At 73.7% G+C, this 25,979-nt stretch carries 1 protein-coding gene and 1 pseudogene; both read left to right on the top strand.

The genetic code is table 11. The features are described from left to right. Positions 1 to 104: 104 nt before the first annotated feature. Positions 105 to 13,199, top strand: a pseudogene (locus tag AC230_RS34810) (SDR family NAD(P)-dependent oxidoreductase); the annotation flags it as partial. 79 nt (positions 13,200 to 13,278) lie between these two features. After that, entirely contained in the window at positions 13,279 to 25,971 is a 12,693-nt protein-coding gene (locus AC230_RS30390; RefSeq protein WP_053161269.1) for a type I polyketide synthase, read from the top strand. Positions 25,972 to 25,979: the final 8 nt, after the last annotated feature.

The raw sequence follows: 25,979 nt of genomic DNA, 5'->3' as shown, positions 1-25,979 counted from the left end.
GATTTCGGCGGTCTCCGCACCGCTCCCGGAATTCCCCGGCCCGAATCACGCCCCAGACCGGTTTCAAATGAGGTGACATTGTGGGGGACGGGAACGAAGCGAAGCTTCTCGACTACCTCAAGCGTGCGACGGCGGACCTGCGGGACGCGCGCCGGCGCTTGAAGGAGATCGAGGCGGAGCAGGCGGAGCCGGTCGCCATCGTGGGCATGGCCTGCCGCTACCCCGGCGGCGTCCGCTCCCCCGAAGACCTCTGGCGCCTCGTGGCCGCCGGCGGCGACGCCGTCTCCGGCTTCCCCACGGACCGCGGCTGGGACATCGAGAACCTCTACGACCCCGACCCCGACCGGCCCGGCAAGACCTACACCCGCGACGGCGGGTTCCTGCACGACGCGGCCGACTTCGACCCCGCCTTCTTCGGCATCTCCCCCCGCGAGGCCCTCGCCATGGACCCCCAGCAGCGCCTGCTGCTGGAGGCCACCTGGGAGGCCTTCGAGCGCGCCGGCATCGACCCCGCCACCGCCCGCGGCACCCGCACCGGCGTCTTCGCCGGCGTCATGTACCACGACTACGCCTCGCGCCTGCACATCATGCCCGACGGCCTCGACGGCTACCTGGGCAACGGCAGTTCCGGCAGCATCGCGTCCGGCCGCGTGGCCTACACCTTCGGGCTGGAGGGCCCGGCGGTGACCGTCGACACCGCCTGCTCGTCCTCCCTCGTCGCCCTCCACATGGCCATCCAGGCGCTCCGCAACGGCGAGTGCGAGATGGCCCTCGCGGGCGGCGTCACCGTCATGTCCTCCCCGGACACCTTCATCGAGTTCAGCCGGCAGCGCGGCCTGTCGGCCGACGGTCGCTGCAAGCCGTTCGCGGCTGCCGCGGACGGGACGGGTTGGTCCGAGGGCGTCGGCATGCTGCTCGTGGAGCGGCTGTCGGACGCGCGGCGCAACGGGCACCAGGTTCTCGCCGTCGTGCGGGGTTCCGCGATCAACCAGGACGGCGCCAGCAGCGGCCTCACCGCCCCCAACGGCCCGTCCCAGCAGCGCGTCATCCGCGCCGCCCTCGCCAACGCGCAGATCGCCGCCGACTCCGTGGACGTGGTCGAGGCGCACGGCACGGGGACGAAGCTGGGCGACCCGATCGAGGCGCAGGCGCTGCTGGCCACCTACGGCCGGGAGCGGCCGGAGGGCCGCCCGTTGCGGCTCGGCTCGATCAAGTCGAACATCGGTCACACGCAGGCCGCCGCCGGTGTGGCGGGCATCATCAAGATGGTCATGGCGATGCGGGAAGGGCTGCTGCCGCAGACCCTGCATGTCGATGAGCCGACGCCGCACGTGGACTGGTCGGCGGGCGCCGTCGAGCTGCTGACCGAAGCCGCAGCCTGGCCCGCGGCCGAGGACAAGCCGCGCCGCGCCGCCGTCTCCTCCTTCGGCATCAGCGGCACCAACGCGCATGTGATCCTTGAGCAGGCGCCGGTGGCCGTGGAGGACGAGCCGGAGGGGCGCGAGGCTCCCGGCGTGGTGCCGTGGGTGCTGTCCGGCCGGACGGCGCGTGCGCTGGAGCAGCAGGCGCAGCGGCTGCGGGAGTTCATGGCCGAGCGGCCCGGACTGGAGCCGGTGGACGTGGCGTTCTCGCTGGCGTCGTCGCGTGCCGCGCTGGAGCACCGCGCGGTCGTGTCGGGCGCGAGCCGTGAGGAGCTGCTGGCGGGCCTGGGGGCTGTCACCGGGACGGTGGCGGTCGAGGGGCGCCTTGCGGTGCTGTTCACGGGGCAGGGTGCGCAGCGGGTCGGGATGGGGCGTGAACTGCGCGCCGCGTTCCCGGTGTTCGCGGAGGCGTTCGACGCGGTCTGTGCCGAGCTGGACGGGCACTTGGGGCGTTCGCTGGTCGAGGTGATCGATGAGGACGGGGAGGCGCTGGACCGTACGGAGTTCACGCAGGCCGCCCTGTTCGCGGTCGAGGTCGCCCTTTACCGGCTGGTCGAGTCCTGGGGGATCCGTCCGGACTTCCTCGGCGGGCACTCCGTGGGTGAGATCGCCGCCGCGCACGTGGCGGGCGTTCTGTCGCTGGCGGATGCCGCTCGTCTGGTCACGGCGCGGGGTCGTCTGATGCAGGCGTTGCCGGCCGGCGGTGCGATGGTGTCGGTCCAGGCGTCGGAGGAAGCGGTGCTGCCGCTGCTCGTCGGGCGGGAGGACGAGGTCGGTATCGCGGCTGTCAACGGCCCTGCGTCCGTGGTGGTTTCGGGTGCCGAGTCGGTCGTCCTGGAGATCGCCGAGGCCCTGGCGTCCGAGGGCGTGAAGACCAAGCGTCTGCGCGTCTCGCACGCGTTCCACTCGCCGCTGATGGACCCGATGCTGGACGACTTCCGCCGCGTGGTGGCGGGCCTGTCGTACGGGACTCCGGTCATCCCCGTCGTCGCCGGGGGCGACGTGACCACGCCCGGTTACTGGGTGGACCACGTCCGGGACGCGGTCCGTTTCGCGGACCGCGTCCGCGACCTGGAGGGCCGTGGCGTCCGTACGTTCCTCGAACTCGGCCCGGACGCCGTACTGTCGGCCATGGGCCCGGACTCCGCGCCCGACTGCGCCTTCGTCCCGGTCCTGCGCCGGGACCGCGACGAGCAGCGGGCGATCACCGACGCGCTCGGCGGGCTGCACGCCCGTGGGGTGACGGTCGACTGGCAGGCGTTCTTCGCGCCGTACCGCGCCCGTCGCGTCGATCTGCCCACCTACGCCTTCCAGCACCAGCGGTACTGGCTGGACGACGATCTGTCACTGGCCGGGGATGTCGCCTCGGCGGGTCTCGGGGCGGCCGGCCACCCGCTGCTGGGCGCGGCGGTGGCGCTGCCCGGCTCGGACGGGGTCCTGTTCACGGGCCGGCTGTCGCTGAGCACGCACCCGTGGCTGGCGGACCACGCCGTGGGCGGCACGGTGCTGCTGCCGGGCACGGCCTTCGTCGAACTCGCGGTGCGCGCCGGTGACGAGGCCGGCTGCGGAACGCTGGAAGAACTCACGCTCGCCGCCCCGTTGGTGCTCCCCGGACGCGCCGGCGTTCAGCTGCGCGTCATGGTGGGCGAGGCGGACGCGTCCGGACGCCGTTCGGTCGAGGTGTACTCGCGGGCCGAGTCCGCCAACCCGGACGAGCCGTGGACCCGCCACGCCATGGGCACCCTGACCGTGAACGCCCCGGCCGCCGACTTCGACTTCACGGCGTGGCCCCCCGCCGGCGCCGAGCCGGTGGAGACCGAGGGGCTGTACGAAGCCCTCGCGGCCGGTGACTTGGAGTACGGCCCGGTCTTCCGTGGGCTGCGCAACGCCTGGCGCCTGGGTGACGACGTCTATGCCGAGGTCGCCCTGCCGGAAGCCGTGGACGCCGGCGGCTTCGTCGTGCACCCGGCGCTGCTGGACGCTGCGTTGCACGCCATCGGCATCGGCGTTCCCGCGACGGGCGCTGAACTGCCGTTCGCCTGGGGCGACGTGACGGTCCACGCGAGCGGGGCCTCGGCCCTCCGGGTGCGGGTGTCGCCGGTGGGTTCCGGTGGTGGTGTGGCGTTGGCGGTTGCGGATGCGGCTGGTGTGCCGGTGGCGTCGGTGGGTTCGCTGGTGCTGCGTGCGGTGTCGGTGGGTGAGCTGGCGGGCCCGGTGGCGGGTGCGGAGTCGTTGTACCGGGTCGAGTGGCCGGTGGTGTCGCCGGTTGTGGTGGACGGTGGTTCGCGGGTGGCGGTGGGTGCGGTGCCCGCCGGGCTGGTGGACCGTGTGCCGGTCCGTGCGGATCTGGCGTCGGTGGAGTCGGCGGATGTGGTCTTCGCTTTCCTGCCGGTGGTGTCCGATGCCCGTGAGGCGGCGCACGGGGCGCTGGCCCTGGTGCAGGCGTGGCTGGCGGAGGAGCGCTTCGCGTCGTCGCGCCTCGTGGTCGTCATGCGGGGCGCGATGGAGGCCGCCGACGGCGATGTGGTCACGGAGCCCGCCGCGGCGGCGGTGTGGGGCCTGGTGCGTTCGGCACAGGCCGAGAACCCCGGACGTTTCGTCCTCGCCGATGTCGACGGCACCGACGCCTCGTACGAAGTGCTTCCCACCGTAACCACCCTGGACGAGCCGGAGTTCGCGCTCCGCGAGGGCGTGGTACACGTCCCTCGCCTGGCCAAGGCGGCCGTTGCCGCCGATGCCGGTGTCACCTGGGGTGAGGGGCCGGTGCTGGTCACGGGTGCGACGGGCAGCCTGGGTGGGCTGATCGCCCGTCACCTGGTGACCGGGCACGGTGTGCGTCGTCTGGTGCTGACGAGCCGGCGCGGCCCGGAGGCTCCCGGCGCCACCGAACTCCGCGAAGAACTCGTCGGGTTGGGCGCCGAGGTGACGTTGGCCGCGTGCGACGTCGCGGACCGTGAGGCGCTGGCGGGACTGCTGGGCGAGCACCCGGTGACGGGTGTCGTGCATGCGGCCGGTGTGCTGGACGACGGTGTGGTGGAGTCGCTGTCGCCGGAGCGGATCGACAGGGTTTTCCGGGCCAAGGTGGACGCGGCCCGCAATCTGCACGAGCTGACGGAGGGCCTGGACCTCACCGCGTTCGTGCTCTTCTCCTCGGCCGCCGGCACCTTCGCCAGCGCGGGTCAGGCCAACTACGCCGCCGCCAACGCCTACCTCGACGCCCTGGCCCAGCACCGCCGTGCGGCCGGCCTTCCCGCGCTCTCCCTCGCCTGGGGGCTGTGGGCCGACGAGGCCGGCGGCATGGCGGGCTCCCTCGCCGCCGCCGACCTGCGCCGCATGGAGCGCGAAGGCTATGTGCCCCTGACGGTCGCGGACGGCCTCACCCTGTTCGACGCGGCCTGTGGCACCGACCAGGCCGTCCTCGTGCCGATCGCCCTCAACACCCGGGCCCTCTCCGGCAACGACGTACCCGCCCTGCTGCGGGGTCTCGTGCGCACGCCCTCCCGGCGTGCCGCCGCCTCTGCCTCGCCGGCCGCTGCCGAAGGCTCCCTGGAAGCACAACTGCGCGCTCTTCCCGCCGACGAACGCGATGCGTTCCTCGTTGACCTGGTCAGGACCCATGTGGCCGGGGTGTTGGGCCATGGTTCGGTTGATGGTGTCGAAGGTGGCCGTGCCTTCTCGGAGTTGGGCTTCGATTCGCTGACGGCGTTGGAGTTGCGGAACCGGTTGGGTTCTGTCTCCGGGTTGCGGCTGCCCGTTACGTTGATCTTCGACTATCCGTCGCCGGTGGCGCTTGCGGCCTTCCTGCGGGGCGAGTTGCTCGGCGAGGAGGCCGGTGCGGAGCAGTCCGCCGACGCCGGTACGGCACCGGTCGATGATGAGCCGATCGCGATTGTGGGGATGGCGTGCCGGTATCCGGGTGGTGTGTCGTCGCCTGAGGATTTGTGGCGTCTGGTGGTGGGCGCTGGGGATGGTGTGTCGGCGTTCCCGGTGGATCGTGGTTGGGATGTCGAGGGTCTGTACGACCCGGATCCGGATCACGCCGGGACGTTTTATGCCCGTGGTGGTGGGTTCCTGGAGGGTGCGGGGGAGTTCGATCCTGGGTTCTTCGGGATTTCGCCGCGTGAGGCGGTGGCGATGGATCCGCAGCACCGGTTGCTGCTGGAGACGTCGTGGGAGGTGTTCGAGCGGGCCGGTATTGATCCGGTGGCGGTGCGGGGGAGCCGTACGGGTGTCTTCGCGGGTGTGATGTATCACGATTACGCGGAGGTGGTGGGCCGGGCGGCCGACCCGGTCGAGGGCTTCATGGGCACGGGCGGCAGCATCGCGTCCGGCCGCGTGGCCTACACCTTCGGGCTGGAGGGCCCGGCGGTGACCGTCGACACCGCCTGCTCGTCCTCACTGGTCGCTCTGCATATGGCCGTTCAGGCGCTGCGCAGCGGTGAGTGCGAGATGGCGCTCGCCGGTGGCGTGACGGTGATGGCCACGCCGAGCACGTTCGTGGACTTCAGCCGGCAGCGGGGGCTTTCCCCTGACGGTCGCTGCAAGCCGTTCGCGGCTGCTGCGGACGGGACGGGTTGGTCCGAGGGTGTCGGCATGTTGCTTGTGGAGCGGTTGTCGGACGCGCGGCGCAAGGGGCACCAGGTGCTGGCCGTGGTGCGGGGTTCCGCGATCAACCAGGACGGTGCGAGCAACGGTCTGACCGCGCCGAACGGTCCGTCGCAGCAGCGTGTCATCCGTCAGGCGCTTGCCAACGCGCAGATCGCCGCTGACTCCGTGGACGTGGTCGAGGCGCACGGCACGGGGACGAAGCTGGGTGACCCGATCGAGGCGCAGGCGCTGCTGGCCACCTACGGTCAGGAGCGGCCGGAGGGCCGGCCGTTGTGGCTCGGTTCGATCAAGTCGAATATCGGTCACACGCAGGCCGCCGCGGGTGTGGCGGGCATCATCAAGATGGTCATGGCGATGCGGGAAGGGCTGCTGCCGCAGACCCTGCATGTCGATGAGCCGACGCCGCACGTGGACTGGTCGGCGGGCGCCGTCGAGCTGTTGACCGAGGCTGTTGCCTGGCCGGAGACCGACCGGCCGCGCCGCGCGGGCGTGTCGTCCTTCGGCATCAGCGGCACCAACGCCCACGTCATCCTGGAGCAGGCCCCCGTCGCCGTCGAGGACGCGCCGGAGCGCGGCGCCGACGACAGCGGCGTCCTGCCGTGGGCGCTCTCGGCGCAGACCGAGCAGGCACTGCGCGACCAGGCCGGGCGGTTGCACGCCTTCATGGCGGAGCGTGGTGAACTCCCGCTGGCCGATGTGGGGTTCTCGCTTGCCGTCACGCGTTCGGCGATGCCTCATCGGGCCGTCGTTCTCGGCGAGGGGCGTGAGGAGCTGCTTGCGGGTCTCGGCCGGCTGGCCCAGGGCGAGGCCGCTGTTCAGGGCCGGGTCGTGGACGGCCGGATCGCCGTGCTGTTCACGGGGCAGGGTGCGCAGCGGGTCGGGATGGGGCGTGAACTGCGTTCCGCCTTCCCGGCGTTCGCCGATGCCTTTGCTGAGGTCTGTGCCGAGCTGGACGGGCACTTGGGGCGTTCGCTGGTCGGGGTGATCGATGAGGACGGGGAGGCGCTGGACCGTACGGAGTTCACGCAGGCCGCGTTGTTCGCGGTCGAGGTGGCCCTGTTCCGTCTGGTGGAGTCGTGGGGCGTCCGTCCGGACTTCCTCGCCGGGCATTCCGTGGGTGAGATCGCTGCTGCGCATGTGGCGGGGGTGTTGTCCCTCGCCGACGCCGCTCGTCTGGTCGCGGCGCGGGGGCGTCTGATGCAGGCGCTGCCGGCGGGCGGTGCGATGGTCTCCGTCCAGGCGTCCGAGGAGACGGTCCTCCCGCTCCTGGCCGGCCGGGAGAACGAGGTCGGCATCGCGGCCGTCAACGGCCCGGCGTCTGTGGTGGTTTCGGGTGCCGAGTCGGCCGTCCTGGAGATCGCCGAGGCCCTGGCGGCCGAGGGCGTGAAGACGAAGCGTCTGCGCGTCTCGCACGCGTTCCACTCGCCGCTGATGGACCCGATGCTGGAGGACTTCCGGCACGTCGTCTCCCAGCTCACCTTCTCCTCCCCGGCGACCCCGGTCGTCGTGCACGGTGACGTGACATCCCCCGACTACTGGGTGGACCACGTCCGCGACGCCGTCCGCTTCGCCGACACCGTCCGCACCCTGGAGGCCGACGGCGTCCGCACGTTCCTCGAACTCGGCCCCGACGCCGTCCTGTCGGCCATGGGCCCCGACTCCGCACCCGACTGCGCCTTCGTCCCGGCCCTGCGCAGGAACCGCGACGAACAGCGCACCATCGTTGAAGCCCTCGGCCGACTCCACACCCGTGGTGTGACCGTCGACTGGCCGGCGTTCTTCGCCCCGCGCCACCCCCGCCGCATTGACCTGCCCACCTACGCCTTCCAGCACCAGCACTACTGGCCGAAGGCCGCCCCGGCCGTCCCCGATGTCGCGGCGGCGGGTCTCTCGATGACCGAACACCCGCTGCTCGGCGCCGCGGTGCCACTGCCGGACTCCGACGGCTTCCTCTTCACCGGCCGTCTCTCCCTGGAGACGCACGCCTGGCTGGCCGACCATGCCGTCGCCGGTACGGTGCTGCTGCCCGGCACCGCATTCGTCGAACTGGCCGTGCGCGCCGGTGACCAGGTCGGCTGCGGCCTGCTGAAGGACCTGACGCTGGCCGTACCGCTGGTGCTGCCGAAGCAGGGCGGTGTCCAGGTCCAGGTGTGGGTCGGTGCCTCGGAGGGGAACGGGGAGCGTTCCGTCAAGATGTTCTCGCGCCCCGAGAACGCTGCTGACGACACCCCGTGGGTCCTGCACTCCACCGGCGTACTGGCCGCCGGCACCGTGGCCCCCGATTTCGACCTCTCCGTGTGGCCGCCCGCCGGCGCCGAGCCCCTGGCGACGGAGGGACTGTACGAGGCCCTGGCCGGGGACGGGCTCCGGTACGGTCCGCTGTTCCAGGGGGTGGGCCGCGCCTGGCGGTCGGGCGACGACGTGTACGCCGAAGTGGCCCTCCCCGAGGACGCCGGCGCGGAGGCGTTCGGCCTCCACCCGGCCCTGCTCGACGCCGCCCTGCACACGATCGGTCTGCGGTCGGACGGCGCCGCAGGCTCCGGCCCCGAGCTTCCGTTCGCCTTCGGTGACGTCGCGCTGTTCGCCGTGGGCGCGTCCACGCTGCGCGTCCGCGTGTCGCCGGTGGGTTCCGGTGGTGGTGTGGCGTTGGCGGTTGCGGATGCGGCTGGTGTGCCGGTGGCGTCGGTGGGTTCGCTGGTGCTGCGTGCGGTGTCGGTGGGCGAGCTGACGGCTACGCCGGGTGTGGAGTCGTTGTACCGGGTCGAGTGGCCGGTGGTGTCGCCGGTTGTGGTGGACGGTGGTTCGCGGGTTGCGGTGGGTGCGGTGCCCGCCGGGCTGGTGGACCGTGTGCCGGTCCGTGCGGATCTGGCGTCGGTGGAGTCGGCGGATGTGGTCTTCGCTTTCCTGCCGGTGGTGTCCGATGCCCGTGAGGCGGCGCACGGGGCGCTGGCCCTGGTGCAGGCGTGGCTGACGGAGGAGCGCTTCGCGTCGTCGCGCCTCGTGGTGGTGACGCACGGTGCGGCCACCGATCCCGCCCAGGCCGCGGTGCAGGGTCTGGTGCGCTCGGCGCAGTCGGAGAACCCCGACCGCTTCGTGCTCGTCGATGTCGACGGCACGGATTCCTCGTACGAAGCACTTGTCGGCGAAGTGGCCGTGGAGGAACCCGAGTTCGTACTCCGGGACGGCGTCGCGCACGCGCCGCGCCTCGGCCGTGCGTCCGTGTCGTCCGGCACCGCTGCGTGGGGCGATGGCCCGGTGCTGATCACCGGGGCCACCGGAAGCCTCGGCGGGCTCATCGCCCGTCACCTGGTGACGGAGCACGGCGTCCGCCGACTCGTGCTGACGAGCCGGCGCGGCCCGGAGGCTCCCGGCGCCACCGAACTCCGCGAAGAACTCGTCGGGTTGGGCGCCGAGGTGACGTTGGCCGCGTGCGACGTCGCGGACCGTGAGGCGCTGGCGGGACTGCTGGGCGAGCACCCGGTGACGGGTGTCGTGCATGCGGCCGGTGTGCTGGACGACGGTGTGGTGGAGTCGCTGTCGCCGGAGCGGATCGACAGGGTTTTCCGGGCCAAGGTGGACGCGGCCCGCAATCTGCACGAGCTGACGGAGGGCCTGGACCTCACCGCGTTCGTCCTCTTCTCCTCGGCCGCCGGCGTTTTCGGCAACGCCGGTCAGGCCAACTACGCGGCCGCCAACGCCTCCCTGGATGCCCTGGCCCAGTACCGCCGTGCGGCCGGTCTTCCCGCCGTCTCCCTGGCCTGGGGCCTGTGGGCCGACGAAGCCGGCATGGCCGGTGAACTGGCCGACCACGACCGGGCCCGCATGTCCCGCTCGGGCACCCGGGGCCTGACCGCCGCCGAAGGACTCGCCCTCTTCGACGCGGCCCTGGCCGCCGCGTCCGACGAGCAGGCCGTACTGGTCCCCATCCACCTGGACACGGCCGGCCTCCGTGGCGAGGCCGTACCGGCCCTGCTGCGCGGCCTCGTCCGCACCCCGGTGTCCCGGCGCACCGCGGACTCCGGTTCCGGCACCGGCGCCGAAACCCTCCAGCAGCGCCTTTCCGGCATGACGACCGAGGAACAGGACACCGCGCTTCTCGACCTCGTACGGTCGCACGTGGCCGGGGTGTTGGGCTACGAGTCGGCCGATGACGTCGAAGGGACCCGTGCCTTCTCGGAGTTGGGCTTCGATTCGCTGACGGCGTTGGAGCTGCGGAACCGGTTGGGTTCTGTCTCCGGGTTGCGGCTGCCCGCTACGTTGATCTTCGACTATCCGTCGCCGGTGGCGCTTGCGGCCTTCCTGCGGGGCGAGGTGCTCGGCGAGGATGTCGCTTCGGGTTCGTCCGAGGCCGACGTGGTCGCGGTGGCGGAAGATGAGCCGATCGCGATTGTGGGGATGGCGTGCCGGTATCCGGGTGGTGTGTCGTCGCCTGAGGATTTGTGGCGTCTGGTCGTGGGCGCTGGGGATGGTGTGTCGGCGTTCCCGGTGGATCGTGGTTGGGATGTCGAGGGTCTGTACGACCCGGATCCGGATCACGCCGGGACGTTTTATGCCCGTGGTGGTGGGTTCCTGGAGGGTGCGGGGGAGTTCGATCCTGGGTTCTTCGGGATTTCGCCGCGTGAGGCGGTGGCGATGGATCCGCAGCACCGGTTGCTGCTGGAGACGTCGTGGGAGGTGTTCGAGCGGGCCGGTATTGATCCGGTGGCGGTGCGGGGGAGCCGTACGGGTGTCTTCGCGGGTGTGATGTATCACGATTACGCGGAGGTGGTGGGCCGGGCGGCCGACCCGGTCGAGGGCTTCATGGGCACGGGCGGCAGCATCGCGTCCGGCCGCGTGGCCTACACCTTCGGGCTGGAGGGCCCGGCGGTGACCGTCGACACCGCCTGCTCGTCCTCACTGGTCGCTCTGCATATGGCCGTTCAGGCGCTGCGCAGTGGTGAGTGCGAGATGGCGCTCGCCGGTGGCGTGACCGTCATGGCCACGCCCGGTACCTTTGTCGATTTCAGTCGCCAGCGTGGCCTGTCGGCCGACGGTCGCTGCAAGCCGTTCGCGGCTGCTGCGGACGGGACGGGTTGGTCCGAGGGTGTCGGCATGCTGCTCGTGGAGCGGTTGTCGGACGCGCGGCGCAAGGGGCACCAGGTTCTCGCCGTGGTGCGGGGTTCCGCGATCAACCAGGACGGTGCGAGCAACGGTCTGACCGCGCCGAACGGTCCGTCGCAGCAGCGTGTCATCCGTCAGGCGCTTGCCAACGCGCAGATCGCCGCTGACTCCGTGGACGTGGTCGAGGCGCACGGCACGGGGACGAAGCTGGGCGACCCGATCGAGGCGCAGGCGCTGCTGGCCACCTACGGTCAGGAGCGGCCGGAGGACCGGCCGTTGTGGCTCGGCTCGATCAAGTCGAACATCGGTCACACGCAGGCCGCCGCCGGTGTGGCGGGCATCATCAAGATGGTCATGGCGATGCGGGAAGGGCTGCTGCCGCAGACCCTGCATGTCGATGAGCCGACGCCGCACGTGGACTGGTCGGCGGGCGCCGTCGAGCTGTTGACCGAGGCTGTTGCCTGGCCGGAGACCGACCGGCCGCGCCGCGCGGGCGTGTCGTCCTTCGGCATCAGCGGCACCAACGCGCATGTGATCATCGAGCAGGCCGAGGCGGCCGACGAGCCGCCACGGGACGGCGCCGACGACAGCGGCGTCCTGCCGTGGGCGCTCTCGGCGAAGTCCGCGGAAGCACTGCGGGACCAGGCCGAACAGCTGCGGGCCTATGTCGAGCAGCGTGGTGAACTCCAGCTGGCCGATGTGGGGTTCTCGCTTGCCGTGACGCGTTCGGCGATGCCTCATCGGGCCGTCGTTCTCGGCGAGGGGCGTGAGGAGCTGCTTGCGGGTCTCGGCCGGCTGGCCCAGGGCGAGGCCGCTGTTCAGGGCCGGGTCGTGGACGGCCGGATCGCCGTGCTGTTCACGGGGCAGGGTGCGCAGCGGGTCGGGATGGGGCGTGAACTGCGTGCCGCCTTCCCGGCGTTCGCGGAGGCGTTCGACGCGGTCTGTGCCGAGCTCGACGTCCACCTGGAGCGTTCGCTGGTCGGGGTGATCGATGAGGACGGGGAGGCGCTGGACCGTACCGAGTTCACGCAGGCCGCCCTGTTCGCCGTCGAGGTGGCCCTTTACCGGCTGGTCGAGTCCTGGGGCGTCCGTCCCGACTTCCTCGCCGGACATTCCGTGGGTGAGATCGCTGCCGCGCATGTGGCGGGGGTGCTGTCCCTCGCCGACGCCGCTCGTCTGATCACGGCGCGTGGCCGCCTGATGCAGGCGCTGCCGGCGGGCGGTGCGATGGTCTCCGTCCAGGCGTCCGAGGAGACGGTCCTCCCGCTCCTGGCCGGCCGGGAGAACGAGGTCGGCATCGCGGCCGTCAACGGCCCGGCGTCTGTGGTGGTTTCGGGTGCCGAGTCGGCCGTCCTGGAGATCGCCGAGGCCCTGGCGGCCGAGGGCGTGAAGACGAAGCGTCTGCGCGTCTCGCACGCGTTCCACTCGCCGCTGATGGACCCGATGCTGGAGGACTTCCGGCACGTCGTCTCCCAGCTCACCTTCTCCTCCCCGGCGACCCCGGTCGTCGTGCACGGTGACGTGACATCCCCCGACTACTGGGTGGACCACGTCCGCGACGCCGTCCGCTTCGCCGACACCGTCCGCACCCTGGAGGCCGACGGCGTCCGCACGTTCCTCGAACTCGGCCCCGACGCCGTCCTGTCGGCCATGGGCCCCGACTCCGCACCCGACTGCGCCTTCGTCCCGGCCCTGCGCAGGAACCGCGACGAACAGCGCACCATCGTTGAAGCCCTCGGCCGACTCCACACCCGTGGTGTGACCGTCGACTGGCCGGCGTTCTTCGCCCCGCGCCACCCCCGCCGCATTGACCTGCCCACCTACGCGTTCCAGCACCGGCACTACTGGCCGAAGGCCGCCCCCGCGGGCGGGAACGCGGCCGAGCTGGGCATGGGCGCCGCCGGTCATCCGCTGCTCGGGGCCGCGGTGCAGCTGCCGGACGGGGTGTTGTTCACCGCCCGTCTGTCCCTGGAAACCCACCCGTGGCTGGCCGACCATGCCGTCGCCGATACGGTGCTGCTGCCCGGCACCGCCTTCGTCGAACTGGCCGTGCGCGCCGGTGACGAGGCCGGTTGCGGTGCGCTGGAGGAACTGACGCTCGCCGCGCCGCTGGTGCTCGCCGAGCGCGGGGGGAACGCACCTGCGTGTCATGGTCGGTGCGGCGGACGAGTCGGGCCGTCGCCCGGTGGAGGTGTACTCGCGGGCGGAGTCCGCGCGTTCGGACGAGCCGTGGACCCGCCACGCCATGGGCACGCTCGCCCCGGCCGCCCCGGCCGCCGGCTTCGACCTCTCCGTCTGGCCGCCGGCCGGTGCCGAGCGGCTCGCCACGGACGGCCTCTACGAGCGGCTGGCCGTCGGCGGGTTGCAGTACGGTCCCGTCTTCCAGGGGCTCACGGGCGCCTGGCGGCTGGGTGATGACGTGTACGCCGAAGTGGCCCTCCCCGAGGACGCCGGCGCGGAGGCGTTCGGCCTCCACCCGGCCCTGCTCGACGCCGCCCTGCACGCGGTCGCCCTCGATGCCGCGGACGGCACGGAAGCCACGGAAGCCACGGGCGGCACGGACACTGCGGACGGATCGGCCGGAGGACCCCAACTCCCCTTCGCCTGGAGCGATGTGGCCCTGCACGCCGTCGGCGCCTCGACGCTGCGGGTGAGGCTGTCGCCCGCCGGCACCGACGGGGTGTCCCTCGCCGTGGCCGACGCCACCGGCGCGCCCGTGGCGACCGTCGGTTCCCTCGTCCTGCGTGCCGTGGCGGCCGGTGACCTGGCGGGTGCCGCCGCCCCCGCGCACGTGGACTCGCTCTTCCACGTCGAGTGGCCCACCGTGCCCGTCGCCTCGGCACCCCTCGCCGACGCCGGCTCCACCGGCTCCACCGCCTCCGGCGCGCACTCCATCGCCGCCCTGGAGCCCGTACCGGCCGCGTTCGACGCGCAGTTCGGCTCGGGCCCGGCCTTCGCCGGCCTCGCCGAGCTGGGCGAGGCGGCCGCGGCGGACGGCGTCCCCGCCGTGGTGCTCGCCTCGCTCGCCCCCGTTCCCGCCCCTCCACACAGTGACGGTGACAGCGACCGGGCCGACGCGGCCCGGCAGGCCGTCCACCGGGCGCTGGACCTCGTCCAGTCCTGGCTGGCCGACGAGCGGTTCGCCGACTCCCGTCTCGCCCTGCTCACGCGCGGCGCCGTCGCCGTCCAGGGCGGCGAGGGGGCCGTCGACCCCGCGCAGGCCGCCGTCTGGGGCCTGGTGCGCTCCGCGCAGGCGGAGAACCCGGGCCGGTTCGTCCTGATCGACGTGGACGACGACCCGTCCTCGTACGCGGCCCTCACCGCCGCGCTCGCCTCGGACGAGCCCCAACTCGCCCTGCGGGCGGGCACGTCGCACGCGCCGCGCCTCGCGCGCTCCGCCGCCGGCGGTGAACTGGCCGTCGTGGAGGGCACCGACAGCTGGCGCCTCGACTTCACCGAGAAGGGCACGCTGGAGAACCTGCACTTCATCGCCCACCCCGAGGCCGAGGAGCCGCTGGGGCCCGGCCAGGTCCGCATCTCCGTCCGCGCGACCGGCCTGAACTTCCGCGACGTCCTCAACGTCCTCGGCATGTACCCCGGTGACGCGGGCCTGCTGGGCCTCGAAGGCGCGGGAGTGGTCGTCGAGACCGGCCCCGGCGTGACCGGACTGGCCGTGGGCGACCGCGTCATGGGCATGCTCTCGGGCGGCTTCGGCCCGCTCGTCGTCGCCGAGGAGCGGCTCGTCTCCCGGATGCCCTCCGGCTGGACGTTCGCCCAGGCCGCGGCCGCGCCCATCGTGTTCCTCACCGCGTACTACGCGCTGACCGACCTCTCCGGCCTGCGAGCCGGCGAGCGCATCCTCATCCACGCGGCGGCCGGCGGCGTCGGCATGGCGGCCGTGCAACTGGCGCGCCACATCGGCGCCGAGGTGTACGGCACGGCCAGCACCCCCAAGTGGGGCGCGCTGCGGGCCGCGGGGCTGGACGACGCGCACATCGCCAACTCCCGCACGCTCGACTTCGAGCAGGAGTTCCTGGCCGCCACCAGCGGGCAGGGCATGGACGTCGTCCTCGACTCCCTCGCCCGCGAGTTCGTCGACGCGTCGCTGCGCCTGCTGCCCCACGGCGGCCGCTACGTCGAGATGGGCAAGACCGACATACGCGACGCCGACGAGGTGGCCGCCGCCCACCCGGGCGTCACCTACCGGGCGTTCGACGTCGTCGACGCCGGCCCGGACCGCATCCGGGAGGTGTTCGCCGAACTCCTCGCCCTCTTCGAGTCCGGCGCGCTCCGGCCGCTGCCCGTCACCGCCTGGGACGTCCGCAACGCCCCCGAGGCGTTCCGCTTCCTCGGCCAGGCGCAGAACGTCGGCAAGGTCGTCCTGACCGTGCCCGCCCCCCTCGACCCCGAGGGGACGGTGCTGGTGACCGGTGCGACCGGGACGCTGGGGGCGCTGGTGGCCCGGCACCTGGTCACCGAGCACGGCGTCCGTCATCTGCTGCTGACGAGCCGTCGCGGGGCGGAGGCGCCGGGTGCGGCCGAACTCCGCGCGGAGCTGGAGGCGTTGGGTGCCGAGGTGACGCTGGCGGCCTGCGATGCCGCCGACCGGGAGGCGCTGGCCGCGCTGCTGGCCGCCGTCCCGGACGGGCACCCGCTCACCGGCGTGTTCCACGTCGCGGGCGTGCTGGACGACGGTGTCGTCGCGTCGCTCACCCCGGAGCGCGTCGACACCGTCCTGCGCCCGAAGGCCGACGCCGCCTGGAACCTCCACGAACTCACCCGGCACCTGGACCTGTCGGCGTTCGTCCTCTTCTCGTCCGCCGCCGGCACCTTCGGCAACCCCGGACAGGCCAACTACGCGGCGGCGAACAGCTTCCTGGACGCCCTCGCCCGGCACCGCCACGCCCTCGGCCTGCCCGCCACCTCCCTCGCCTGGGGGCTGTGGGCCGACGCCAGCGGCATGACCGGCGCCCTCGACACGACCGACCTGCAACGCATGGCACGCTCCGGCGCCGCCGCGCTCACCGCGGACGAAGGACTCGCACTCCTCGACACCGCCCTCGGCCACCCCGAACCCCTCCACGTGCCCATGCACCTGGACCCCGCCGCACTCGCGGCGGACGCGGGCACCGACGGCGTCCCGGCCCTGCTGCGCGGACTCGTCCGCACCCCCGCCCGGCGCACCGCCGAGGCCGCGACCGCGGCCCCGGGCGCCTCGCTCCAGCAGCGCCTCGCCGCCCTGCCCGCCGCCGAACGCGACGCCGTCCTGCTGGACGCCGTCCGGACGCACGTCGCCGCGGTCCTCGGCCACGCCGACGCCGACACCATGGACGCCGACAAGTCGTTCAAGGAGCTGGGCTTCGACTCCCTGACCGCCGTCGAACTCCGCAACCGGCTCGGTACGGCCACCGGCCTGCGCCTGCCCGCCACCCTCGTCTTCGACTACCCGACCCCCGCCGCCCTCGCCGAGCACCTCCGCACCGGTCTCATCGGCGACGAGGAGCCCACGCCGGCCACCGCCGCGCCGACGGCCCTCGCCACCACCGCCGGTGCCGACGAACCCATCGCCATCGTCGGCATGGCCTGCCGCTTCCCCGGCGGCGTCGCCTCGCCCGAGGACCTCTGGGAGCTGCTGACGGCCGGCGGGGACGCCATCACAGAGTTCCCCGCCGACCGCGGCTGGGACGTCGAGTCGCTCTACGACCCGGAGGCGGGCCGCCCCGGCACCAGCTACACCCGGCAGGGCGGATTCCTGCACGAAGCGGCCGAGTTCGACCCGGCGTTCTTCGGGATCTCGCCCCGCGAGGCCGTCGCCATGGACCCGCAGCAGCGCCTGCTGCTCGAAGCCTCCTGGGAGGCGGTGGAAAGGGCCGGCATCGACCCGACGACCCTGCGCGGCAGCCGCACGGGCGTGTACGCCGGCGTCATCTACCACGACTATGGCCTGCGCGTCACCGACGTCCCCGAGGACGTCGACGGCTACCTCGGCACCGGCACCTCCGGCGGCGTTGTCTCCGGCCGGCTGTCCTACACCTTCGGGCTGGAGGGCCCGGCGGTGACCGTCGACACGGCCTGCTCGTCGTCGCTCGTCGCCCTGCACCTCGCCGTCCAGGCGCTGCGCAACGGCGAGTGCGAGATGGCCCTCGCGGGCGGTGTCACCGTCATGGCCACCCCCGGCACGTTCGTCGACTTCAGCCGCCAGCGCGGGCTGTCCGCCGACGGCCGCTGCAAGGCGTTCGCCGGCGCGGCCGACGGCACGGCCTGGGCGGAGGGCGTCGGCATGCTGCTCGTCGAGCGGCTGCCGGACGCCCGGCGCAACGGGCACCAGGTGCTGGCCGTGGTACGGGGTTCCGCGATCAACCAGGACGGCGCCAGCAACGGCCTCACCGCCCCCAACGGCCCCGCCCAGCAGCGCGTCATCCGGCAGGCCCTCGCCAACGCACGCGTCCCCGCCGGGTCCGTCGACGTGGTCGAGGCGCACGGCACGGGCACGACGCTCGGCGACCCGATCGAGGCCCAGGCCCTCCTCGCCACCTACGGCCAGGAACGCCCGGCCGACCGGCCGCTCCTCCTCGGCTCGGTGAAGTCCAACATCGGCCACACGCAGGCCGCCGCCGGTGTCGCGGGCATCATCAAGATGGTCATGGCGATGCGGGCGGGCGTCCTGCCGCCCACGCTGCACGTGGACGAGCCGACGCCGCACGTGGACTGGGCCGCCGGCGCCGTCGAGCTGCTGACCGAGACGACGGCATGGCCGCGGACCGACGCGCCGCGCCGCGCCGGCGTCTCCTCGTTCGGCTTCAGCGGCACCAACGCCCACGTGATCATCGAGCAGGCACCGGGCGTACCGGACGCCCCCGACGCCTCGGACACCGCGCCGGTCACCGGCGCCCTGCCCTGGATCCTCTCCGCCCGCAGCGCCGACGCCCTGCGGGAACAGGCCCGGCGGCTCCACGCCCACGTGAGCGCCAGGCCCGGCCTGCGGACCGTCGACATCGCCTCCTCGCTCGCACTGACCCGGGCCACCTGGGAACACCGCGCCGTCGTCGTCGGCGGCACCCGCGAGGAGCTGCTGACCGGGCTCACGTCGTCCCTGGTGGGGGACGAGGCCGTGGGCGGGAAGCTGGCGGTGCTGTTCACGGGGCAGGGCGCGCAGCGGATCGGGATGGGGCGTGAACTGCGCGCTGCCTTCCCGGTGTTCGCCGACGCCTTCGCGGAGGTCTGTGCCGAGCTGGACGTCCACCTGGGGCGTTCGCTGGTCGGGGTGATCGATGAGGACGGGGAGGCGCTGGACCGTACCGAGTTCACGCAGGCCGCCCTGTTCGCCGTCGAGGTGGCGCTCTACCGGCTGGTCGAGTCGTGGGGTGTCCGTCCGGACTTCCTCGCCGGGCACTCGGTCGGTGAGATCGCTGCCGCGCATGTGGCGGGCGTGTTGTCCCTCGCCGATGCCGCTCGTCTGGTCGCGGCGCGTGGCCGCCTGATGCAGGCGCTGCCGGCGGGCGGTGCGATGGTCTCCGTCCAGGCGTCCGAGGAGACGGTCCTCCCGCTCCTGGCCGGGCGGGAGGACGAGGTCGGCATCGCGGCCGTCAACGGACCGCTGTCCGTGGTGGTTTCGGGTGCCGAGTCGGCCGTCCTGGAGATCGCCGAGGCCCTGGCGGCGGACGGTGTGAAGACGAAGCGTCTGCGCGTGTCGCACGCGTTCCACTCGCCGCTGATGGACCCGATGCTGGAGGACTTCCGTCAGGTCGTCTCCCGGCTCACCTTCTCCTCCCCGGCGACCCCGGTCGTCGCCAACGGCGACGTCACGTCCCCCGACTACTGGGTGGACCACGTCCGCGACGCGGTCCGGTTCGCGGACGGCATCCGCGAGCTGGAGGGCCGTGGCGTCCGCACGTTCCTCGAACTCGGGCCGGACGCCGTCCTGTCGGCGATGGGCCCGGAGTGCGTCGCCGAGGCGGAGTTCGTCCCGGCCCTGCGCAAGGGACGTGACGAGCAGCGCACGATGGTCGAGGCCCTCGGCAGGCTGCACACCCACGGCGTCACGGTCGACTGGCAGGCGTTCTTCGCGCCGTACCACGCCCGTCACGTGGATCTGCCCACCTACGCCTTCCAGCGCGAGCGTTTCTGGCTGGAGGACTCGGCGGACCGGTCGCGGGAGGGTGCTGCCCCACTCGACCCGGCGGAGGCCGCGTTCTGGGAAGCGGTGGACGGCGAGGACCTGCCGGCCCTGGCCGGCACGCTGGACCTCGAGGACGACGCGCCGCTGAGCGCCGTCCTGCCCGCCCTCTCCGCCTGGCGCGCCCGGCGCCGGGCCGCGGCCGCCGTCGGCGGCAGCAGCTACCGGGAGATCTGGAAGCCGCTCACCGGCACGCCGGCCGCGGTTCCCGGTGGGACGTGGGCCGTCGTGGTGCCGGCGGGCTTCGCGGAGCACGCCTGGGTGACCGCCGGCGTGACGGCGCTCGAAGCGGCAGGCGTGCGGGTGATCCATGCCGAAGTGGATGCCGGCTGCGTGGACCGCGAGGTGCTGGCCGAGCGGCTGCACGACGCCGTGCGGGGAGCCGGTGCGGTGGACGGCGGCGTGCTGTCGTTCGCCGGACTGGACGCGACCTCGGGGCTGCCGCTGACGTCGGCCCTGGTGAGCGCCCTGGGCGCGGCGGGAGTGAGTGCGCGGCTGTGGGCCGTGACCCGCGGCGCGGTGTCCGTGGGCGCGTCGGAGCGGCCGGCCGCCGAGGCCCAGGCCCGGATCTGGGGCCTGGGCCGGGTGGCGGCGCTGGAGTACCCGCAGCTCTGGGGCGGTCTCGTCGACCTCCCCGAAACCCCCGACGCGCGCACGGTGGCACACCTGCTCGGCGTCCTCGCGGCACCGGGCGCCGAGGACCAGGTCGCGCTGCGGCCGTCCGGCGTCCATGGCCGACGCCTCGTCCGCGCCGCCGAGACCGGCGACGGTCCGGCCTGGACCCCGTCCGGCACCGTCCTGATCACCGGTGAGCCCGGTGCCGGGGCCGGTCGTGTCGCGCGCCGCCTCGCCGCCCGGGGTGCACGGCGGATCGTGGTGGCCGGCGGACGGGACACCGAGGCGACCGCCGTCCTGCGCGAGGAACTCGCCGCGCTGGGTGTCGAGATCACGGTCGTTCCCTGCGGCACGTCCGACCGGCGCGACCTCGCCGCCCTGCTGACGGAACATCAGGTGACGGACGTGGTCCACACGGCCGCCGCGCCCGACGACGGAGTGGTCGAGTCGCTGACGCCGCAGCGCTACGCCGCCGCCATCGCCGGGACCGTCGACGCCGCCCGCCACCTCGACGAGCTCACCCGTGAACTCGGCGTGGAACTGCGCTCGTTCGTCGTGTTCTCGGCGCTCGCCGGGACCGTCGGAACCGCCGGGCAGGCGACGTACGCCGCCGCCACGGCGGAGCTGGAGGCCCTGGTCCGCCGGCGCCGCGCCGACGGCCTGGCCGCCACCGCCGTCGCCTGGGGCCCCTGGGCCCCGACGGCCACGGAGGACGGGACCGGCGCCCGCGGGGAACAGCTCCGGCGTGTCGGCATTCCCGCCCTCGCCCCCGAGGCGGTCGACTCCGCCCTGGACCGGGCCCTGGACGGCACCGCCGAACCGGTGCTGACCGTCGCCGACATCCAGTGGGACACCTTCCTGCCGGCCGTCACCGCGGCGCGCCCCGGCGCGCTCTTCGCCGAGCTGCCCGAGGCGCGCGACCTCGCGGCGGCCGCGGAGAGCGCCACCGCGGGGGCCCTGCGCGAACGGCTGGCCGGACTCCCGGAGGGCGAGCAGCACCGCGTCCTGCTGGACGCGGTCCGGACGCAGATCGCCTCCGTCCTCGGCCACGCCGGGCCGGAAGCCGTCTCGACCGGCCGTGCCTTCAAGGAGCTCGGCTTCGACTCGCTGACCGCCGTCGAACTCCGCAACCGGCTGAGCAAGGCCACCGGGCTGCGCCTGCCCGCGACCCTCGTCTACGACTGGCCGACCGCCACCGAGCTGGTCGACCACCTCCGCACCGAACTCCTCGGCGCCGAGGACGAGATGGCGGCGTCGCGGACCGTGGTGCCGCTGGACGACGACCCCATCGCCATCGTCGGCATGGCCTGTCGCTACCCGGGCGGCGCCCGCAGCCCCGAGGAGCTGTGGCGGCTCGTCGTCTCCGGCACGGACGCGATCTCCGAGTTCCCCACCGACCGCGGCTGGGACCTGGACGCCGTCTACCACCCGGACCCCGAGCACCCCGCCACCTCGTACACCAACCGAGGCGGATTCCTGCACGACGCCGCGGAGTTCGACCCGGCGTTCTTCGGGATCTCGCCGCGTGAGGCGCTGGCGATGGACCCGCAGCAGCGGCTGCTGCTGGAGACCTCGTGGGAGGTCTTCGAGCGGGCGGGCATCGACCCGGCCTCCCTCCGGGGGAGCCGGACGGGCGTCTTCGCCGGCGTCGCCTACCACGACTACGGTTCCCGACTGCGCGCCGTGCCCGACGAGTTGGAGGGATACATCGGCACCGGCAGCTCCAGCAGCGTGGTCTCCGGCCGCGTCGCCTACACCTTCGGGCTGGAGGGCCCGGCGGTGACGGTGGACACGGCGTGCTCGTCGTCGCTGGTCGCCCTGCACCTCGCCGTGCAGGCGCTGCGCAACGGCGAGTGCTCCCTCGCCCTGGCCGGCGGCGTGACCGTCATGGCCACCCCGGGCACGTTCGTCGACTTCAGCCGCCAGCGCGGGCTGTCCGCCGACGGGCGCTGCAAGCCGTTCGCCGGCGCGGCCGACGGCACGGGCTGGGGCGAGGGCGCCGGCGTGCTGCTCGTGGAGCGGCTGTCGGACGCGCGCAGGAACGGCCACCCGGTGCTGGCGGTCGTCCGCGGCTCGGCCACCAACCAGGACGGCGCGAGCAACGGCCTCACCGCGCCCAACGGCCCGTCCCAGCAGCGCGTCATCCGCGCCGCGCTGGAGAGCGCGGGACTGGCGGCGGCCGACGTGGACGCGGTCGAGGCGCACGGCACGGGCACGACCCTGGGTGACCCGATCGAGGCCCAGGCCCTCCTCGCCACGTACGGCCAGGACCGGCCGGAGGACCGGCCGCTGTGGCTCGGCTCGATCAAGTCCAACATCGGCCACACCCAGGCCGCCGCCGGCGTCGCCGGTGTCATCAAGATGGTGATGGCGATGCGGGAGGGCCTGCTTCCGCGGACGCTGCACGTGGACGAGCCGACGCCGCACGTCGACTGGTCGGCGGGCGCCGTCGAGCTGCTGACCGAGGCCATGCCGTGGCCGCGGACGGACGCGCCGCGCCGGGCCGGTGTCTCCTCGTTCGGCTTCAGCGGAACCAACGCGCACGTCATCGTCGAGCAGGCGCCCGACGAGGAGCCCCTGGCAGAGCCGTCCGCACAGGCCGGGGCCGACGGGACGCCGCTCCCGTGGGTCGTCTCCGCCCAGGGCGCCGACGCCCTCCGGGCCCAGGCGCGCCGCCTGTTGGCGCACCTGCGGACCCGCGACGACCAGTCGATCGCCGATATCGCCCACTCCTTGGCGACGTCGCGCTCGGCCCTCGATGCCCGTGCCGTCGTCACCGGTACGCGGCGTGACGATCTCGTGACGGGGCTGACGGCCCTCGCCGCGGGCGAGCCGGCCGACGGGCTCCACGAGGGCCGCGTCGAGGACGGCGCGCTGGCGGTGCTGTTCACGGGGCAGGGTGCGCAGCGGATCGGGATGGGGCGTGAACTGCGCGCCGCCTTCCCGGTGTTCGCCGATGCCTTCGCCGCTGTGTGCGCCGAGGTGGACGGGCGCTTGGGGCGTTCGCTGGCCGAGGTGATCGACGAGGACGGCGAGGCCCTGGACCGCACGGAGTTCACGCAGGCCGCACTGTTCGCGGTCGAGGTGGCCCTTTACCGGCTGGTCGAGTCCTGGGGCGTCCGCCCGGACTTCCTCGCCGGGCACTCCGTGGGCGAGATCGCTGCCGCGCACGTCGCCGGTGTTCTGTCGCTGGCGGATGCTGCCCGTCTGGTCGCGGCGCGGGGGCGTCTGATGCAGGCGCTGCCGGCGGGCGGTGCGATGGTCTCCGTCCAGGCGTCCGAGGAGACGGTGCTTCCGCTGCTCGCCGGGCGGGAGGACGAGGTCGGCATCGCGGCCGTCAACGGACCGCTGTCCGTGGTGGTTTCGGGTGTCGAGTCGGCCGTCCTGGAGATCGCCGAGGCCCTGGCGGCCGATGGTGTGAAGACGAAGCGTCTGCGGGTCTCGCACGCGTTCCACTCGCCGCTGATGGACCCGATGCTGGACGACTTCCGCCAGGTCGTCTCCCAGCTCACCTTCTCCGCCCCGGCCGTCCCGGTCGTCGTCCACGGTGATGTCACGTCCCCCGGCTACTGGGTGGACCACGTCCGCGACGCCGTCCGCTTCGCCGACACCGTCCGCACGCTGGAGGCCGACGGCGTCCGTACGTTCCTCGAACTCGGCCCGGACGCCGTCCTGTCGGCCATGGGACCGGACTCCGCGCCCGACTGCGCCTTCGTCCCGGCCCTGCGCAAGGACCGCGACGAGCCCGAGGCCCTGGTGGCCGCGCTGGCGCGGCTGCACGTCCGCGGGGTCACGCCGGACTGGGCCGCGTTCCTGGCCCCGTGGGCCGGGCGCCGGGTGGAGCTGCCGACGTACGCGTTCCAGCACGGGCACTACTGGCTCGACGACGCCCCGACCGAGGCCGCCGGTGCGTCCGGTGCCGCCGCCGATCCCGCCGAGTCGGCGTTCTGGGAGGCCGTCGAGCAGGAGAACCTGCCCGAGGTGCTGACCACGCTCCAGCTCGACGGCGACGCGTCCCTGAGCGAGGTGCTGCCGGTGCTGTCGGCCTGGCGGGTCCGCAGCCGCGAGCGGGCGACGGTCGACTCCTGGCGGTACCGCGTCGGCTGGCAGCCGGTCGCGGAGCCGGCCGCCGGACTGCCGTCCGGGGACTGGCTGTTCGTGACGGCGTCGGGCACGGGGGCGCTCACGGAGTCCGTGCGGCAGGCGCTGGCCGACGCCGGCGTCCGGCCGGTGCCCGTGGTGGCCGACGCGGACTGCCGGGACCGTACGGTGCTGGCCGCGCGCCTGAGGGAAGCCGTGGCCGCGGCGGGGCTGTCCGCCGCGCCGGCCGGGGTGCTCTCCCTCCTCGCGCTGGACGAGGAGCACGGCACGCTCCTCACCTCCGCCCTCGTCCAGGCCCTGGGCGACGCGGAGTTGGAGGCGCCGGTGTGGGCCGTCACCGCGGGGGCCGTGGCCGTCTCCGCCGACGAGCGTCCCGACAGCCCGGCCCAGGCCCAGGTCTGGGGCGCGGGACGGGTCGTGGCCCTGGAGTACCCGCACCTGTGGGGCGGTCTGATCGACCTGCCCGGGGCCGGGGTCGCGGACGACCGGGCGCTGGAGCGTCTGGTCGGCCTGCTGGCCGACGCGGGCGGCGAGGACCAGATCGCGGTCCGTCCGTCCGGCGTCCTCGCCCGCCGCCTCGTACGGGCGCCCGAGGGCGCGGGTGCCGAGCGGGAGTGGACGGCGCCGGACACGGTGCTCGTCACCGGCGGCACCGGCGCGCTCGGTGCGCGGATCGCCCGTTGGCTGGTCGAGCGCGGCACGAGCCGTCTGGTGCTGGTCTCGCGCCGGGGCCTGGAGGCACCGGGCGCGGCCGGACTGCAGGACGAACTCGTCGCCGCCGGCGCGGACGTCACCGTCGCCGCCTGCGACGTGTCCGACCGGGACGCCCTCGCGGCGCTCCTGGACGCCCACCCGGTGACGGGCGTGGTCCACGCGGCCGGTGTGCTGGACGACGGGGTCCTGGAGACGCTCACCCCCGAGCGGTACGACAGCGTTCTGCGCCCGAAGGCCCTCGCGGCCCGGAACCTGCACGAGCTGACCGAGGACATGGACCTCACGGCCTTCGTCCTCTTCTCCTCCATCGCCGGTACCGTCGGCAACGCCGGCCAGGCCAACTACGCCGCCGCGAACGCCTACTTGGACGCCCTGGCGCAGCAGCGCCGGGCCGACGGCCTGGCCGCGACGGCCATCGCCTGGGGCCCGTGGAGCGGCGACGGCATGAGCGACGGCGAGGAACTCGCCGAGCGGCTGCGCGAGGGCGGTCTTCCGCCCATGCACGCGGAGTACGCCATGTCGGCCCTCGACCGGGCGCTGGCCGCGGACGAGAGCGGGCTGACCGTGGCCGACCTGCGGTGGGACCGGTTCGTACCGCCGTTCACCGCGGGCCGTCCCAGTCCGCTCCTGGGCGACCTGCCCGAGGTGCGGGAGCGGACCGCCGCCGCGGCGGCCCCCGTGGCCGCGGCCGGGGCCGACCCGGAACGCGCGCTGCGCGAACGGCTGGCGGGGCTCGCCGGGGAGGAGCGCGACCAGGCGCTGCTGGACCTGGTGCACGAGCAGGTCGCCGCGGTGCTCGGCCACGCCTCCACCGCCTCGGTGGAGGACGGCCGGGCCTTCAAGGACCTGGGCTTCAGCTCCCTGTCCGCCGTCGAGTTCCGCAACCGGCTGGGCACCGCCACGGGCCTCCGCCTGCCGGCCACGCTGATCTTCGACTACCCGACCCCGGCAGCCCTCGCGGGCTTCCTGCGGAGCGAACTCCTCGGCGCCGGGGAGGCCGCCTCCGACGGGGCCGACGGCGTGCCGCTCCTCGCCGAACTGGACCGCGTGGAGGAGCTGTTCACCACCATGGGCCCCGGCGACCCGGACGCCGGCCGGATCACCGCCCGCCTCCAGTCCCTCCTGGTGCACTGGAACGACCTCCAGAAGGCGGAGGACGACGGCGGGGACGACCTCGCGGCGGCCACGGCCGACGACATCTTCGACATCATCCAGAACGAGTTCGGAAAGTCCTGAATTGCCGA

Origin of the sequence: Streptomyces caatingaensis, from assembly GCF_001187435.1 — a bacterium.
Lineage (GTDB): Bacteria > Actinomycetota > Actinomycetes > Streptomycetales > Streptomycetaceae > Streptomyces > Streptomyces caatingaensis.
The sequence above is the reverse complement of the archived record's forward strand: the minus strand, read 5'-3'. Positions and strand labels throughout refer to the sequence as shown.

Coding starts and splice junctions, on each gene's coding strand:
- AC230_RS30390 (WP_053161269.1), top strand. CDS start 13,279: ATGGTCGGTGCGGCGGACGAGTCGGGCCGTCGCCCGGTGGAGGTGTAC.